The sequence below is a fragment of the Actinocorallia lasiicapitis genome (assembly GCF_054778695.1).
This window is the reverse complement of the sequence record NZ_BAAGZI010000007.1, coordinates 1-17,858: the sequence shown is the minus strand read 5'-3', so window position 1 is coordinate 17,858 and position 17,858 is coordinate 1. Positions and strand designations below refer to the sequence as shown.

6 protein-coding genes are annotated in these 17,858 nt (G+C 70.9%); 1 reads left to right on the top strand and 5 read right to left on the bottom strand.

What is annotated here, in order from left to right:
* Positions 1-174 precede the first annotated feature (174 nt).
* The gene (locus ACYVE7_RS01845; protein ID WP_460362589.1) at positions 175-294 is read left to right on the top strand and encodes a DUF397 domain-containing protein; all 120 of its coding nucleotides are present in this window, start codon (positions 175-177) and stop codon (positions 292-294) included.
* Here the strand turns inward: ACYVE7_RS01845 and ACYVE7_RS01840 are convergent.
* The 5 genes from ACYVE7_RS01840 to ACYVE7_RS01820 are packed head-to-tail and all read right to left on the bottom strand — an operon-like array spanning position 278 to position 17,697.
* A complete protein-coding gene (locus ACYVE7_RS01840) occupies positions 278-1,183 on the bottom strand; it encodes a serine/threonine-protein kinase (RefSeq protein WP_460362587.1) in 906 nt (301 codons plus the stop codon). The genes ACYVE7_RS01845 and ACYVE7_RS01840 overlap by 17 nt on opposite strands.
* Complete coding sequence (locus ACYVE7_RS01835; RefSeq protein WP_460362586.1) at positions 1,180-3,348, bottom strand: UvrD-helicase domain-containing protein; 2,169 nt, start codon at positions 3,346-3,348, stop codon at positions 1,180-1,182. The genes ACYVE7_RS01840 and ACYVE7_RS01835 overlap by 4 nt, the downstream gene beginning before the upstream one ends.
* A gap of 2 nt (positions 3,349-3,350) precedes the next feature.
* On the bottom strand, positions 3,351-9,809 hold the full coding sequence (locus ACYVE7_RS01830; protein ID WP_460362584.1) for a DEAD/DEAH box helicase: 6,459 nt from the start codon (positions 9,807-9,809) through the stop codon (positions 3,351-3,353).
* Positions 9,806-14,962 carry a DNA methyltransferase family protein gene (locus ACYVE7_RS01825; protein WP_460362582.1) on the bottom strand — a complete coding sequence of 1,719 codons (5,157 nt, stop codon included), beginning with the start codon at positions 14,960-14,962 and terminating at the stop codon, positions 9,806-9,808. Before ACYVE7_RS01825 ends, ACYVE7_RS01830 begins: the two co-directional genes overlap by 4 nt.
* Positions 14,959-17,697, bottom strand: a complete 2,739-nt coding sequence (locus ACYVE7_RS01820; protein WP_460362580.1) for a helicase-related protein — start codon at positions 17,695-17,697, stop codon at positions 14,959-14,961. Before ACYVE7_RS01820 ends, ACYVE7_RS01825 begins: the two co-directional genes overlap by 4 nt.
* Positions 17,698-17,858: the final 161 nt, after the last annotated feature.

Genomic DNA, 17,858 nt, shown 5'->3' with positions numbered 1-17,858 from the left:
TCTCCTCCGCCGGGTGGCCCTCGCCCAGCCAGCCGCCGAGCCAGCGGCGCGCGAGGCCGACCTGGTCGACCCGGCCGGGAAGACCGCCGCGATCGAGGCGATCGCGGGACGTCCACCGCAGCACCGGGCAGGCGCAAGAGCAGCCATAGTGACGAGAACGGCGATTGCGGCGAGGTGGGGGCTGTGCGGCGGGTCATCGCGGTGCGGGATGCGAAGCAGCCTGGGCGGGGGCATCTGGTCGTGTCGCAGGGTGTGTGGGGTGGGTTGTTGGAGGGGGTCAGGGCAGGGCGGTGAGGAGGCTGGCGGCGTAGAGGGCCAAGGGGCTCTGGGACGCCACCGGGGACAGGACGTCCAGGAGCGGTGGCAGGGGCGTCTGGAACGGAAGGAGCGCGGCGTGGACGGACGCCGCGCTCGGCGGGCGGGACGCCGGGGTCTTCGCCAGGAGCGACCACGTCAGGTCGGCCAGGGGCGGCGGGACGTCAGCGCGGGTGACGCGCGGAGGTGGGGTCTTAAGGGTGTGCTGGATCTCGTCCATGGGGGTGCGGGCGGTGAAGGGGCGGGCACCGGTGAGGAGTTCGTGGAGGAGACAGCCGACGGCGTAGAGGTCCGAGGAGGCCGACGCCGGAGCATCCTCGAAGAGTTCGGGGGCCAGATAGAGAGCCGTGCCGGGGAGTTCGCCGCGCGTCGTGATCTGGGAGTACTCCGGGACGCCCGAGGTCGTCGCGACACCGAAGTCCAGGAGTTTCAGCGCGCCGTCGCGGGTGACGATCAGGTTCGCCGGTTTGATGTCGCGGTGCACCAGCTGCTCGGCGTGGGCGGCGGCCAGCACCGCGCAGACCTGGGCGGTGACGAACACCGCCCAGGCGACCGGCAGCGGGTCGTTCTCCGCGATCAGGTCGGCGACCGTCACGCCTTGGACGCGCTCCATCACCGTGTACAGCGTGCCGCCGTCCGTCCCGTGGTCGTACAGCACCGGCACGCCGGGGTGCCGCAGCCGGGCGGTGATCCGGGCCTCCCGATGGAAGCGCCGGACGGCCCGCCCGTCGTCGCCCAGCAGGGCGGACGCGATGAGCTTCACCGCGACGGTCCGGTTGAGGCGCAGGTCGACGGCCTCCCATACCTCGCCCATGCCGCCGCGTCCGATCGGCCGCGACACCTGATAGCGGTCGGCGATCTTCCTCATGGCAGGAACCGGCTTTTCTCCCCGTGCCAGGTGATCGCGACGGTGTCGCGGGCGCGGGTGACGGCGACGAACAGCAGTGACCGCGCCATCCGCTCCTCGCGCCGGTAGCGGACCGGGTCCGTGTCGGCCCACTGCTCGATCCGCTGGGCCGGTACCAGACCCTCCCCCGCACCCGCGATGATCATCCGCTGGTATTCGAGGCCCTTGAACCGGTGCATGGTGCCGACGTGGACGGCGTCCCGGACCTTGGGGCCGTCGGAACCGATCGCGGCGGCGACGATCCCGGCGCGGCCGAGACGGTTCTCGACCTCGGCGACCATGTGCCGTTCGGGCACGCAGATCCCGATCGAGGCGGGCGTGATGTCGTTCCACCCCCGCACGCGCTCGACGATGCCGTCGAGTTCGGCGTCCCAGGTACGGTAGCCGTGCAGTTCGGGGTCCGCGCCGCGGAGGACGGACCGGTATCCGGCGAGGTCATCGCTGCCGTCGTCGAGGTCGTCGAAGTCCGCCCCGCCGAGGACGCCGACGGCCGCGCCGAGGATCTCGTGGGTAGTGCGGTAGCTGAGCGCCAACCGGGACGACCGGCCGCGGATCTCGATGCCGAGGCTGCCGAGCGACACCTGGTTGGCGTAGATGCGCTGATGGCTGTCGCCCGCGATGAACAGGTCGGCGGGCCCGTGCGGGATCATCGCGCGGAGCAGTTTCCAGTGGGCGGCGCTCAGGTCCTGGGCCTCGTCGATGACGGCGTGCCGGAACCGGGGCCGCAGCCAGATCCCCGACTCCCGGTGGATCTTGTAGGACGACACCTGCCCGGCCTCGTAGTCGGCGAGCGCCCTGGCCCGTTCGGCTTCCAGCCGGGCGGCCCGCTCGGCGACTTGCCGGTATGTCCACAGGCCCTTGTCGTCGAGGCGTTTGACGAACCGTTCGACGAGCTGCCAGATCTCGGCCCGGTCCTGCCGGGTGATGGCGCGGCCCCGGCCTGGTCGGCGGGCGCGGAAGTAGTCGGCGCGGGTGGCGACGGCGTGGCCGAGGACGACCTGCGACCATTCGGCGTGCAGGAATTCGGGGTCCCAGCGGCCGTCGCCCTGCTCGGTGAGCATGTCCTCCCATTCGCGGATCGCCCGCTGGTCGTCGATCCACTGCCGGCGGTCGCCGCCCGCCGACTCCGCGACGATCTGGGTGGCGAGCCGGTCGATGTTGACGATCTCGACGCGTTTGAGCACGCCAGGACCGGCCAGATCGGTGAGTCGCTGGCGCAGGTCGGCGGCCAGGTTCTTGTTGAACGTGGTGAGCAGCACGTCCTTGCCGTCGCCCGGCGGGAGCTGCTCGACCAGCTGCCGCACTCGGTGCAGCGCCACGATCGTCTTGCCGGTGCCGGGGCCGCCGCTGACCCGGGCGGGCCCGCTGTACGCCCGCTCCACGATCTTCCGCTGGGTGGGGTGGAGGAAGATCCGCCAGCGGCCGAAGTCGCCGTCCTCCAGGACGCTCTGCAGGGCGACGTCGTCGGTGGTGACGGCGGTGGCGGGCCGGGTGAGCGCGGAGGCGTAGTCGTCCTCGTCGATCTCCTCGTCGGCGGCGACCGGCGCGGTGATCTGTTCGAGGATCTCCTCGGCGGTGCGGCCGTCGAAGAGGGCGAGCAGCACGTCGCCGGTGAGCTGCGGCGCGATCTCCACCAGGGCCAGGAGTTCGTCCTCGGCGGCGAGCTTGAAGATCAGCGGGATCAGCGGTTCGCTGACGCCCAGCTCCACCAGCTGCTCGGCGGTGACATGCGCGAACAGCCCGACAGGCGGACGTTCGACGGCTGCCTTCTCCGCGGTCCGCTCGACCCGCTCCTCGGCGGCGACGAGGTCGAGGAACTCGATGCCGCCGGTGACCGGGTTGATCTGCGGACGGAATCGGTCGAGGTTCTCGTACACCTCCTTGCGGTGCTTGACCGCGACGAGGATGTAGTCGCTACCACCGGCGTGCAGGAGCAACGCCCGGTAGTCGGCGTTGACGCGCGCCGAGTGCAGGCGTTCGCCCTTGAGCGCCTTGAAGTGCAGCGACGGGTTGGCGGGGTCGCGCCGGAACTTGTGCTGGAAGTCGTAGATCGCGCCCTTGACGTCGCGCGGAAGCTTGAGGATCTCCTTGTCGGCGCGGTCGAGCATGCGGAGTCTCGCGGGCACGGTCACTCTCCCCTGATCCGGCGGGCCAGCTCGGCGGCCGACCAGCCTCTGACGTCGTCGACGGCCCAGCCCGCCTCGGCGAAGGCGGAATTCCGCCGGTGATCCTCGTCTGTGTCCCCGGCGAGCACCAGGGCTATCTTCTGCTCGGGCCAGACGAGCTCGGCGCACCAGGCCTGCTCGCCGAGCTCGTAGCCGACGTCCTCGGTCGCCGGTGCGGGGACGCCGAGCGCGGCCAGTTCCCGCGCGAGTTCGGCAAGACCGGGCTCGTCGGGGGCGAGGAGGTCGTAGATCTCCTCCCAGCGTTCGTCGAGGACGGCGTCGATCGCGGTCTCCAGCGCCCGTTCGACGGGGCTGGCCGTGACCGGTTCCTCCCCGTAGGCCAGCTCGGCGTCGAGCGGGACGAGCGCCAGGGTCCGGTCGAGGCGTTCGCCGCCCGCGACGGCCAGCATCGCCAGATCGGTCGCGTCGAGGCCGGAGACGGCCAGCTGGACGGCCTCTCCGTCGCCGCCGGCGAGGAACTGCAGGATGTTGCTCCAGAACAGCCACGCCGCCCACTGCCTGCGGTGGGTGGCCTCGTCGGCGACGGCTTCGGGCCGGTCGTCGACGGCGACGAGGGCCGTCCAGACGTAACCGGTGCGCCGTTCGACGGTAGCGACGATCGGCAGTCCGGAGACGTCGAAAGCGCGGATCACCCGGACCCCGGACGGGTCGGCGCCGGGCATCGGCTCACCGCGCAGCGCCGCGCCCAGCGCCTTCGCGGCGTCGCCGTGCCGCACGACCGCCTGGTCTCCGGCGGTGACACCCGGCAGGAGACCCGCGATCGCGGCCTCGGCCCGCCACTGCCACAGCAGCGGGTCGGGTTCGCTGAGAAACGCCAGGAGCATGTCGACGGGGTTGGTCCACACCGTCCGCGCCAGTTCGGCGGGATCCCGATCGGGCGCGACCATGCCGTAGATCTGCCGGGCGGCCATCTGGGCATTGTTGAGGTAGGGGGCGCGCAGCGGCTCACCCGCCGGGACGGGGCCGTACGCGCGGCTCTTCCACTCCTCCAGGTCCTCCCAGGTCAGCTGGTGGACGTAGCGGCCGTGAGCGCGCAGCTCAGTCCGCTTGCGGGCGTCGCTCGCGAGCCGGTTGACCTCGGGCGCGGCGTGGTAGTCGTAGCCGTCCAGGTAGACGGCGACCTCGCAGCGCGGCCCGTCGACCCGGTGGAACAGCACGTCGGGGCGGGTGCCCTCGATGGTGTTCTGGAAGGTGACCCGCCAGCGGACGAGCCGCCCGTCCGGGCCGTCGATCCGCAGGTCGCCGGTGCGGTGGCCGCGCGGGGCGCGGTCGCCGCGCTCGAAGGTGCCCGGCGTGTCGGGACGTCGCGCCCATGCCTCGACTCCCGCGAGGAAGCGGGCCTCCAGTTCGCTGCCGATCAGGTCCCACAGCGAGATCAGGTCAGTGGACGGCACCTTCGCCGTCCCCCATTCCTCCAGCAGGTCGTCGAGCATTGCCAGGGCGAGCGCCCGGTCCACAACCGGGTACTCGCGGGACGGGACGTGCGCGAGCAGGCACCGGTGGCAGGCCGCCTTGAGTGGGTTCTCCCGGCAGGGGCAGTCCCGGAGGATCGCGTGGGCGGCGGCGAGGACCCCGTGGAACTCCGCGGGGTCGGCGAGCCGGTGCAGGTAGCCGGTGCCGCCGGGCAGGGTGTCGTGCAGAACGAGGAACCGGCGGACGCGCTTGGTCCTCCGGTCGGGCATGGTCGCGGCGACGATCTGCAGGTGGTCGGGGTCACCGCCGTACTTGGCGGCGATGCCCGCGTGCAGGGCCGCCTTGAACGACGCCGTCCGCTCCTCGATCAGCAGCGTGGACACCGGCAGCAGGATCCGGATCGCCTCAGTGCGCAGCTCGTGCGCGAGGATCAGCGGCACGTGCTCGACGTCCTGCGATGAGCGCCGGTGGATGCACCACTGCCGGTGGTGGCGCCGGGTCGGGTCGTTCAGCGACGTCGCCAGCAGCGAGCCCTGGACGCCGCGGGCGGGCGGCCCGTCGAGGGTGGTGCCGCCGCAGACCGGGCAGGTGTGGAACGGGTTGACCAGGACGTCCTCGCCGGCGAACCGGTCGACGGCGGGCCGGTCCTGCCGGGACGGCCCCAGGTTGAACGTCCGGATCACGGCGTTGCGGGTGAAGTCGGCGCCGAACGTCTTCGTCTCATGCCGCCAGGAGTCCCGGGCGAGGTCGGCCGGGTCGATGTCGACGGCCACGGCCCGCTCGTAGTAGAGGCGCTGCCGGTCGTCGTGGTCGTCGCGGATGCGGGCGTCGTCGCGCCGGTCGTGGGAGGTGACCCGGACGGGCTTCAGCACCCGGTGCAGGTGCTGGACGCCGCCGATCGCCGGTTCCTCGCAGCGCGGGCAGGCCGAGGTGTCGGTCTCGGCCAGGTGAGTGCGGACGTGCCCGCAGGACGGGCAGATCCGCCACGCCTCGTAGGCGGGACGGCTCGGCGTGCCGATGTCCAGACCAGTGATCTTGTGCTGGTAGCCGAGCAGGTAGAAGGAGTTGCCGGGGGCGAGCTCGGTCAGCGCGATCCGCGAAGACCGCTGGTACTCGCGGACCTCGGTGTGGTATCGCTCGTTGCCGCCCGCGCTCTCGTCCTCCCAGGTGAGGGTCGCCTCCAACGCGGTGGTGGAGTCGACCAGCGAGTAGTTCGGCAGCAGCCCGAGCTCCACGAGCGCGTTCTGGGCGTTCTGCCGACCGATCTCGCTGATCCGCTTGGCGACGCCGCGCCGTTCCGCGCGCAGCGCCTCCCGGGCGGTCTTCTCGGCGGGGGCCATGTCGGGGAGCGCGTCCCTGGCCTCGTCGATGGACCGGAGGCGGTCGCGGAGGTCGGCGAGGCGCTCGTTCCAGACGCGCCCGGCCTCTTCGACGGCGTCCGCGAGACCGGCGCGGGCGTAGGTCTCGAGTTCGGCGCGGGCCTCAGGGAGGACGGCGCCGGGGAACAGCCGCAGGAAGCTGCCGACGAGCGTCTCCGCGTCGGCGAGGGCCGCCGTGGTCAGCAGGGCGAGCCAGCCGGTCTCGCCGAACAGCGCGGCGGCGACCCGCGGCATCGGCGGCACGCCGGCGAGCCGGCCGCGGGCCGTCAGGTCGACGAGGTGCGCGACGTACTGGCGGCGCAGGATCTCGATCGCCGACAGATAGCTGCCGGGCGGCACGATCTCCCCGGCGATCATGTCGCGGGGCTCGTCGAGGTAGTAGAGGTCGCGGGGGCCGCTGCCGACGAGCGTCACCAGGAAGGCGTTGCCGCTCTGCCGTCCCGCGCGTCCGGCCCGCTGGACGTAACTGGCCGGATTGGGCGGCAGCGAGGCGAGGACGACGGCCGACAGGTCGCCGATGTCGATGCCGAGTTCGAGCGTCGCGGTACACGACAGGACGTTCGGGTCGTTGTACCGCTCGCCCTCGCGGAACCGCTCCTCGACGATCTCGCGCTGCTTGCGGCTGAGCGGCCCGGCGTGTTCGGCGGTGACGACCCGGAACATCTCGTCGCTCGCCAGATAGAGGCGCCGGTAGTAGTCGCCCACGTGGCCCTTGCCGCCGCCGCGCGTGTTGAGATGCCCGGCGCACCGGTAGCGGGGGCAGGGCTGGCCGAGCCAGTCGTCGACGAGGCTCGGGTGGACGGTCTGCGCCCACGCGCACCGGTCGCAGCCGACGCCCGCGTCGTCGACGTCCGCCCCGGTGAGCTTGCGGATCTGGATGTGGCCGGGCTGGAGCCCGTAGACGCGGGTGGCGCCGTCGCCGGCGGTGCGGACCGAGATGATCCCTTCGGCCGCGAGGATCGGCAGGATGCGGGAGAGGTACTCCCCCGCCATGCCGCGCGGCAATGTCAGGCAGCGGGCCGCCCAGTCCTGGTACCAGCCCTGAGCGGAGTCGATCCGGTCGAACTCCGATCCGCGCTTACCGCGGTCGATCAGGAAGGTGGGGGCGGACAGCCCCTTGGGGAAGGCGGGCATCCCTTCGGGGCGCTGACCCCAGATGGCGCGGAACCTTCGGGTGCCCGCGTTGTCGATCCATGCCTCCAGCCAGGCGTGCTTGACGCCGCCGCGCACCCGCATCCGCTCCAGCAGGCCGCGCACGAACGCCAGATACCGTTCGGGCGTGGCGAGCTCGACCATGCCGGGGATCTGCTGGTGGACGTCGCGGGCCGCCTTCACCAGCTTCCCGGGGTCGGGGATCACGACCTCGACGGCGGCGGTGCGGGTGAGTTCCAGGGTGCGGCCCTGCCGGGATCGCAGGCCGAGCTCCATCACGGTCGCGAACGCCAGGCGCTGCGCGATGAGGTTCCAGGCGTCCGGCGAACCGGTGGTGGACTGGCCGAGGATCTGATCGACCTCGTCGAGTTCGTGCAGGTCGGGCGGGACGACGGCGGGCAGCACCGCGGAGTCGCTGGCGACGGCGACGAGATCGGCGATCAGGTCGTTCAGCCGGGTCGGGGTGACGGCGTCGAGCCGGGAGGCGAGCAGGCGGCGCAGCGAGAACGTGTAGGAACGGTTGGCGACGAACCCGGCCCGGTGGGCGGCGTCCTGCACCGCGTCGTTGAACATGAGGGTCTTGCGTTCACTCGGGTCGAGCTGGCGGCCCGCGAACATCTGAGTGATCGCCACCGAGGCCAGCGACGCCAGTCCCGCGCCGAGGAACCGGATGCCCTCGTCCAGACCGCAGGCCGGGCACCGGTCGGCCTCGGCGGCGGCGTCGGCCTCCCGGTCGTTGCGCAGATCGGTCAGGACGAAGATCTCCTCGCCCGTGCCGTGGGCGTCCCCCTCGGTGACGGGACGGACCCGCTCACCGTTGAACGCGCCGAGTTCCTTCGGCAGGTCGGCGAACTCGGCGGCGGTCGCCAGCAGCAGCGCCCTGACCCGTTTCTTCTCCGCGCCGACCACCGCCTTGTAGATCCGTTCGGGCTGGGTGACGAGGTCGTTCGGGTTCCGTTCCGGCGAGTAGGCGGCCCAGCCGGACCGGCCGCAGTGCCGGCAGTAGACGGCCGGGAGCAGGGCACGTCCGGTGACGCTGGCGGCGGGAAGCGTCTCGTCGGTGACAGGCGGCTCGCCGATCCAGCCGAACGCGGGCTGCCGGTGCACCAGGCGCAGCAGCCGCGACACCGCCCGCACCCACATGTGCGTCTCGATCAGCAGGAACGGCCGGTCGGGCCGCTGCGGGTCGCGGGCCGCCGACAGGACGGCGATGAACTGCGCGAGCGCGTCGGCGGCGACCTGCGGCGACTGCTGGATGGTGGCGCCCCAACCGTAGGCGCCGGCCCCCGACAGGCCGCGGATCAGCTCCAGCGAGGTCGCGGGCCCGTCCTTCAGCAGGTGAAGGACAGCCTTGGTGAGGATGTGGCCTTTGAGCAGCCCGCCGAGTTCGGCCCGCTTCTCGTCGGTCTCGGTCAGCCCGCGCAGGCCGGTGACGGCGAACGCGGCGGTGTCGAGGGCCTTTGGGTCGAGCAGGGGGTTGCCGCAGCTCATCAGCTCGCGCGGGCTCGGCAGCGGCAGCAGCTCGTTGAGCTCGATGAACTCCTCGACCGTCTGCCGGTCCTCCGTGATCACGGAGCCCTCGTCGAAGTCCCGGCCGAAGATCTCCTTGGCGACGGCGCGGATCGGCGCGCTGTCGCCGCCCTCGCCGAGGGTGGCGCTGGTCGCGACCGGGCAGATCGCGCCGAGCGGTTCGTCGTCGCGGGACTGGCCGAGTGCGGCGGCGAGCCGCCGCAGCAGCATGGCGACGTCGGTGCCCTGGGCGCCGTCGTAGGTGTGGAACTCGTCGACGACGATGTAGGCGAGCTCGGCGTCCTTCCACAGCGGCAGGTCGTCGCCGCGCTGCAGCAGCAGGTCGAGCATCTTGTAGTTGGTGATGAGGATGTCGGGCGGGTTCCGGCGGATCTCCGCGCGGCGCGTCATCACCTTCGCATAGTCGGTCTCGGGGGTGTCGCCGATGTAGAGGGCGGCGGTGACGTCGCGGAGCGCCGGGTCGGCGAGGAACCGGTTGAGGCGTTTCGCCTGGTCGGTGGCGAGCGCGTTCATCGGGTACAGCAGGATCGCTTTCACACCGCCGCGCCCGGACCGCCGCTGCCTGCGGCAGTGGTCGAGGACGGGCACCAGGAACGACTCGGTCTTGCCCGAGCCGGTGCCGGTCGTGACCAGCGTCGGCTGGGGGGTGTGGCCACCGTGGCTGGTGAGCCGGCGGATCGCCTTCTCCTGGTGCGTGTAGGGCGTCCAATCCTTCGGCGCCCACTCCACGCAGGACCGCCAGCCGTCCTCGGCGAACCGGAACGGCGTCCTGATCCGCACGTAGGGACCGCGGAAGATGCCCTGCCGCTCGTCCTTGAGGAACCGTTCGAGGGCGCCCCGGACGTGGGTGTCGGCGAGCGCGAACGTCGTGCTCAGGTACTGGGTGACGCTCTCGCGCAGCTCCCCTGCCGCCAGGGTCGGCTTCACTGCTCCGCCTCCCCCGCCCGGTAGCCGGACGCCCGGAGCCGCTCGGCGAAGTGCGCGTGCGCCTCCCGCATCTCGGTCTCCCGGTCGGCTTTGTAGAACGGCGCGGTGTACCCGACCGGCACCGGCCCGCCGTCCTCCAGATGCGCGGTCAGCTCCGCCCAGCTCTCCTTCCGCTGCCGCTGCCCGAACGTCCGCGCATTCCCGGCCAGCTTCCACCCGTCCTTGTCGAACCAGGTCACGGCCTCGTACTTCTGCAACACCGGGAACCGGCCCCGGTAGGCCGCGATCAGCGAGTCGGCGTCCATCCCGAGCCAGACGGCCACCAACGCGTCGATCTCCACGAGCGCCGACCGCCGCTCCCGCTCCGTCCGCAACGGCGTCGCCATGGTCCACTCCGGCCCGACCTCGTTCAACACCCCGAGCCCCGGCCACTCTCGAGCCCAGCCCTCTCCGGCCCAGCCCTCCGCGTCGTACAGCTCCCGCCACAGGCGCGCGTAGGCGTCCGTCAGGCAGTTCAGCCGCAACGTCCGAAGCAACAACGCCGCCGCAAGCGGATGCTCCAGCTCCGGCGCCGGCATCGCACGCGCCGACCCGACCCGCATGTCGGCTCGTCCTGTGGCGCGAAGGAAGTAGTCCATCGGCAGACCTGCCCAGAAACCGCCTACTAGTGCCGTGTGGCGCAATTCTGGCAGCGCCAAACTGTGAACGGCGTCGACGTGAGTGGTGCCAGTCGGGATCAACGCAGGGTAGAGCGCCCGCTCGGTGTTCGGCGCGATCATCCGTCGCCAGGCCAGTCGGTAAAAGGCGGAGAACCTGCGCTTCGCTCGTTGCTGGAGGGCCTCGTCGATCTCTCCGGCCGTCACCTCGGCGGGCTCGCGGTCGGTTTCGTCTGCGATCGTCAGGCGCGCACGGTTCAACGCTCTCTCGTCGGCGCGAAGCCGCCGAAGGGCCGCGTGATCGGTCCATCGGTCCTGCTTGCGCAGGAAGGCCGGAGTTCGGCCTTCGACGCGGACGTAGGCGGTGCTCGGCACATGATCGGCACTCAGGCCGACGAGATCGACGCCGAAAGGGTCATTGCTGTTGGCGTCGTGGCGCTTGAAGATCGGATTGGCCAGGCCCAGTTGAGTTCCCTTGAGAACGACGCGCCGCCACCGATCAGGCTGATACTCCTCGTCACCGGACCGGTTGTAGTCGATGAGGCGTTCCTTCTTGGCTCCGCTCTCGTGGTAGCCGGGGGAAATGCGGTCACCCAACTGGCCGAGACGAAGGGGGTAACGGGCGAGGGATTCGATGGCCGATGCCTCCGCCGAGCTCACCGGGAACAGCAGCCTGGCCTGCTCGACGGGCTGCTCCTCATCCCCGAGCAGCCGCCGCCAGATGTCCAGGGTCTCCCGGTCGACACGGATGACGCGGGCTCGATGCGGCCGCTCGTCGAATTCCTTGTTCCGGTACCGGATCCCGGGCACTTCACCTGAGCCATCGTGCTCGCCCGAAGACCGCAGCGCCTCCGTCGAGACCAGCCAGGACAAGTGGTCGAACCCGATCTCTCCCGACGCCCCGTACACGTGCACTCCGAAGTGCGTCGTGTCGCCTACCGGCCTGGGAAAGAAGCGCTGCCCCGAGTTAACGAAATCACCGTGAATGCGAAGACGCCGGTATGTCTCGGCCCTCAGCCTGCCTTCTTTGTCACCAGTGAAATGCGTTCCCGAGTGCAGGAAGCCAGCGGTTCCTCGCGGGGAGGCGCTCCCCCAGACCCTGCACATGAAAGCACGGTAGAGATCGGGTTGCGTGCCCGTCAGCAGCGGATACGTCTGTTCGGACCCGAACAGGGCGACCTGGCCGCTGGTCGTGGTCAGCTCGTCAAGATAGTAGTGCTTTACCTCGAGGATTCTGAGCAGTTCCGTCTTCCGGTGGTCCTTCGTCGAGATCGAAGCCTTCTCCTCGAGTTCGAACCAGGGCTCGAACTCGGCGAGGACGGCCGGTTCGTCCCAGCGGGGGCGGACCCAGGGTGGGTTACCCATCTGGAGGTCGAAGCCGCCTCGGTGGAAGATCTGGGCGAACTGGAGGTTCCAGTGGAAGAAGGCGTGCTTGTCAGTAAGGTCCTTGACGGTGTCGAGCCAGGGGAAGAGGGCCGGGAGGCGGGTTTCGGGGCGGGCGGTGCCCTTGAGGAGGGCGTTGACCAGGTTGTCCTCGTAGGCTTCGACGGCTTCGAGGGTGTTGAGCTCTTCGAGGAGGGTGTTGGTCGCGATCGGTTCGGTGCCGAGGATGGCTTCGGCGAAGTCGAGCCAGGCGTCCAGGTCGGGGAGGGCTGCGGCGCTGAGGGTCTTCGTGGGTTTCGGCTGGTTCTTCGGCTTGGCGGGGCGGTGGGTCAGCGCCTCTGCCGCCCACTCCTCCAGGGTGCCCTGTTCGCCGAAGCCCTCGAACAGGGACGGGGTGATGCCGAGGGCGCTGAAACCGATCGTCTCGTCGGCGGGCGGCTGCGCCTCGACCGGTGGCTCGGGGGCGGGGTCGAAGGAGACGATGACGGATTCGCCGTCGGCGTATTCGGGGTCGTCGCCGTCGAGGAGGCCGACCTTGTCGACGGGCCAGAACCAGAGGGCCGACCAGGTGTCCATGAGGAGCTTCAGACGCCAGTACGGGGTGCCGCTCTCCACCAGGTCGCTGTAGACCTTCTCCTTCGGGAGGGCGTGCTCGGGCTGGGTGATCCAGTCGGCACCCCAGACATCGATGGCGCGGCGGATCTCGGCTTCGGAGAGGGTGAGGCGGCGGACGACGACGTTCCACAGGTGTTCGGCGTTGGCCGACAGGGTCTGGAGGCGTTTCAGCTGGCTGCGGCGGCCCTTCGCGCTCACCTTGCCGGAGATCTTGCGGCGCCAGGCGGCGAGACGTTTCGCCTCGGCCGGGGCAAGGTCCTTGGCCTCCTTGGCACCGGCGACCGCGCCCCAGCCGGAGCCGGGCAGCAGGAAGTGCCAGACGGCGCCGTCGGGGAGGGCGCTGTCCTGCATGTTCGCCGAGAACGGGACGTCCTCGGGCGTCTCCTTGAGCCAGCCGCCCGAGGTGAGGGAGTCGGGATGGTAGACGCGGCGGGACGCGCCGATCAGCGAGTTACCGTGCCTCAGGTGCAGGCCGAACCAGGGGGCCCGGAGGCCCGCGTGCATGACGTTCAGCCAGACCGAGACGTCGGCGAGCTCGATCGCGGTCTCGTTGAGGTCGACGCCGTAGGCGTTGTGGAGCGCGATGTACGCCTTGGCCTTCTGCAGCTCGAACTCGTAGTCCTCACCGTCGATGGTCCGCTTCTCGTCCCGCAGCTCCTCCTCGCGGCGACGCAGGTAGAGGGCGGCCACCTGGTCGATCGCCTCGTTGAGGAACGCGCCCGAGCCGAGGGCCGGTTCGCAGAGCGTCCAGCCGAGGATCTCGCGGGCCGTGGTGCGGGTGCCGCCCTGGTCGAGGCGGTGCTTCAACGCCAGCTCGACGGTGACCTTCGTCAGTGAGTCGGGCGTGTAGTAGGAGGCGCTGGTCTCGCGGTCACGGCCGGCGAGCCGGTACACGAACGCGCCCCGGTCGTACTTGACGTGCTCGCCGGTCTTGACGCCGTCCTCGTCGACGACGGGGACGAACACCGCCTCCTCGTAGCCCGGCACCTTCGACTCGGGCACCAGCCAGGAGCCGTCGCGCGGGTCGCCGCCCTTGGCGACCTCGTACAGCACCTCGTCGGCGATGCGTCCCGTGTAGGACATGAGGCCCTCGTAGACCGCGCCGAGCTGGTTGATGCCGAGCTGCGCGTAGGAGATGAACCCGCCGCGGCCCTTCTTGCCGCCCTTGGTGAGCATCAGCAGCCGCAGCACCCGGTAGAGGACCTCGTTGCGGAGCCGCAGGTCCAGAATCGGGCTTTCGGGGTCGTCGGGGTCGAGCCGGTAGCGGCCGATCAGCTCGATCGCGCCGGGTTCGAACAGGTCGGAGCGGAGCGCCTCGAACCGCAGGCCCTCGCCCGTCGAGACGGCGCCTTCCGGGTGCGGCGCATGACCCGTGTTGACCATGCGGAACAGCAGGTCGAGCGACTCGTACAGGTGGAAGCCGTGGCGGGCCTCCTCGCCGGCGAGGTCGCGGACGACGAGATCGCCGAGCCGGGCCATGCTGTAGCCCTGCGCGTAGTCCTTGTCGGCGGTCGGCAGGATGCCGAGTTCCGGCCTGGCCTCGGCGTACAGCAGGAACAGCATCCGGTACAGGTAGCGGAGCGCCTCGCGGGTCAGCTGCTTCGGCAGGACCCTCGCCGACTTGAGCTGCTCGGGCGCGTACCCCTGCTCGCGGATGCGGTCGAGGATCTCGTTGGCGATGTGCTCGACGGAGTGCCGCAGCCCCTCCCGCAGCTCGGCGGAGACGCCGACGGCGTGCAGCCGGGACGCACTCAGCAGCTCGGCGAGGGGTTCGGTGCCGCCGTCCTCGGGCGGCAGCAGCGAGTCGGCGCCGAACAGGGCGGCGATCAGGTCGAGTTCGGCGGCGGCGTTGCGGCCGAGCGCGATGTCCAGGCAGGCAGCCAGGTAGCGGCCCTCGCCCCAGGTGGCGTGGTCGGCCAGCACGACGACGCCACCGGCGAGCAGCAGCACGTAGCGGGGCGGGGCGTCCGACGCGAACAGCCACGCGGCCAGTTTCGCGCCCGTCGTCAGCCTCTCTCTCGGCCCCACCTCGACGGGGTGCAGCAGCTGCGCGGTGAGAGCGGCGTCGGCGTCGGACGACCAGGCGCATTCGATCGCGACGAGGTGCGCGTCGGCGTAGGCGACCTGGACGGCGTGCTCCTCCTCCGCCCGGACGACCGTCAGCTCGCGGGGTTCCGCCCGGTAGCCGAGCGCGGTGAGGACCGTCCCGTTGAGCGTGTGCTGGTCCTTGCGCCAGACCTCCATCTCGCCCGGGTCGGGCAGCGGCTCGTCCTCGTCCCGCAGCCGGGTTTCGAACTCGGCGAGCAGCGGACGCGCCGCGAAGTAGGGCTTGCCGAGCGCGCGCAGACCCTTGCGGGGCGTGGTACGGCCGTCCTGCTCCTGCTCGGTCCAGCGGGCGTACAGGCCGCCGTCCTTCTTCGCGAGGGCCTTCGGCAGCAGCTCGGCCAGGTAATGCGCCGAGAAGTAGTCGCCGCGGTTGACGATCGAGTCGAAGCTCACTGGCCCTCCCCCATCAGCACGGCGAGGACCCGCAGCAGCGGCTCGCCGGTGGTCTCCATCTGGTCGATCAGCTGCCGCCGCTCGTCGGCGGTGGTCTTCGCCTCGGCGCGCTGCGCGGCGGTCCTGGCGACGCCCGCGTCGAGCGTCAGCTGCTCCCAGGACGCCACGTCGCGACGGAACGGCTCCAGCGTCTCGGTGATCGCGGCGTCGTAGTGGGACCGGCGGCGGTCCAAGTGCTCGTGGGCGGCCTCGACCGCCGGGACCAGCAGACCCTGGGCGGCCGTCAGATCCAGCGCCACACCCTTGTTGATCATTCCGGGGCCGACCTTCGCCGCGCGCAGCACCTCGATCATGGTCCGGTCGTCGACGGACGGCGGATCGCCGCTGACGGCCATCCATTCCACGACGGTGGGGCGGCCGAGCCGGTTGGAGTAGACGCCCTGAATCAGGAAGACGGGGGCGGCGACGTCCGCGACGATCACCGGTGCCTTCTGCCGGCCGAGCCTGACCAGGACCTTGTCGGTCGCCCACTCCACCAGCGGGTGCAGATCCGACAGGTAGGCGATCTCCGGCCACATCGTCTTGGAGGCGCGGGCCTCGTCCAGCTTGGCCTGGGCCAGGTCGCGGTCGAAGGTGACGCGCATCCGGCGGTGGATGTCGTGGGTGCGCAGGTAGGAGGCCGGCAGGGCCGACAGCCGGTGCACGAGGTCCTTCGGCGGCTCGAACGCCAGCATCGCGCCGTCGTCCTCGAGGCCGGGCAGGAGGGCGAGGGAGCGGATCGCCTCGCGGGTGAAGTCCTCGGTGCCGCCGAACAGCGACGGGACGGGCGCGCGTCGCGGTTCGGGCGCGGCCGGGGCGACGCCGAGGTTGTCGAGCAGGGCCGCCAGGGGGTCCATCCCGGCGGGACGCTCCAGGGACTCCTCGACGGTCCTACCGTCCAGAAGGTCCTGAATGAGCCGCCGCTCCTCCTTCTCGGCGGTGAACTGGCCGGTGACGCCCTCCGCGGTGCCGAGGCTGCGATGGGCGGTCTCCTCCTTGTCGATCAGTTTGAGCGCGACCGTCCGGTCGTCGAGGACGTTCTCGGCGCCGGAAGTGAGGATGAGGGCCTGGAAGCGCGGCTGGTGGCGCTGCCCGTACCGGTCGATGCGGCCGTTGCGCTGCTCGATCCGGATGAGGCTCCACGGCACGTCGTAGTGGATCAGGTGGTGGCATTCGCGGTGCAGGTTGACGCCCTCGGACGCGACGTCGCCGGTGAGCAGCACCCGCACGGGGCTGTCGGACAGCGAGAACCGTTCGACGATCTGCTGCTGCTGGGCGTCGGAGAAGCCGCCGTGCATGAGGTCGACGGCATCGGCCTTCAGCCTCAGCTTCGCGGGCAGGACGGCACGGAGCCAGTTCAGGGTCGGCACGCTCTCGGAGAACACCACCACGCGGGTGGTGCTGCGCGGCCCGACCCCGGCCTTCTGCAGGGCGGTCACCAGCGCGGCGAGCTTCGCGGAGTCATCGTCGGTGAGCTGCTCCGCGAGCGCGCCAAGTGCCGTCAGGGCGTCGGCTTCGCGGCCGGTGGCGTTCTTCAGGCGGTTGGTGACCGTCTGGGCCAGGGCCTTGTGCGAGGAGAGGAACGCCTTCGCGAGGGTGTACGGGAACAGCCGGTTCTTGGCGTCGACGGGTGCGCCGCCCGACAGCCAGACCTCGGTGAGCTCGTCGAAGACCTTCTCCTCGGCGGGCGTCGCCGCACACGTCACCGGTTCCGATGGGCCGCGGTCGGGCCAGCGGTCCCCCATCTGGTCGCTGACCTCGGGGGCCACCTTGGTCCGGCGGATGTAGAGGGGGTCGATGTCGGCGGCCGAGTAGCGCGACTTGTCGACGATCGCCGCCGGGTCGAGCATCCGGATCAGTTCGGCGAACGACTCGGCCTTGCCGTTGTGCGGGGTGGCGCTCGCGAGGAGCAGCGCGTCGGTGCGGCGGGCCAGGCGGCGGGCGAGCCGGTTGCGGAGGCTGGCCTCTCCGATCAGATTGTGGGACTCGTCGATGACGACGGCGTCCCACTCCATGGCGTCCAGGTGCTGGCCGTAGCGGCCCTCGTTCTTGAGGGTGTCGACCGAGATGATGATCCGCTTGTAGTAGAGGAACGGATTGCGTCCGGCGGGGATGTCCTGCTGGATCCGTTCCAGGCCGAGCGAGTCCAGCCGGACGAGGGGGATGTTGAACCTGGTCCACAGCTCGTGCTGGAACTGCTCCAGCACCTGCTGCGGCGTCACCACGAGGATGCGTTCGCCGCGGCCGCGCCGGATCAGCTCGGCCAGGATCAGGCCGATCTCGAGGGTCTTTCCGAGGCCCACCACATCCGCGAGCAGCAGCCGGGGACGCAGGCCCAGCAGGGCCTTCTCCGCCGGGCGGAGCTGGTAGGTGAGGGCGTCCAGGAGGAAGGCACCGGCGAGGGCCAGGCCCTTCTCGGTCTGCGGCAGCGGGGTGCGGCGCAGCACCGCCTCCAGGTAGAGGCGGGACTTGGCGAAACCAGGCGTCGCGTCGAGTTCGAGTTCGGTGTCCTCCGGGCGGAGCACGTCCACCGGCTCGATGTCGGTGAAGAACACGCCGGTCTCGTCGCGGACGAACTCCGACGCGCCGATCGCCGTGATGCGGTAGCCCTTCCCGGCGGGGTCGCAGGTCCGGACGATCCACTCGGCGTCGCGGACGACGACCCGGGCGCCGGGCGGATACGGCGTCTCGGTCATCGGTCCTCCTCCATCGGTCATCACTCGGTCAGAAAGGCGCGGTGGCGGCGTAGTCGGTGCGAATCTGCCGCACGAGGCCGGCGACCGCCGGATGGGGGGCGGGCGTGCGCGGCAGGCGGCGTTCCGGCGCCGGCGGCTCGATCTCCGGCGGGTCGGCGGCG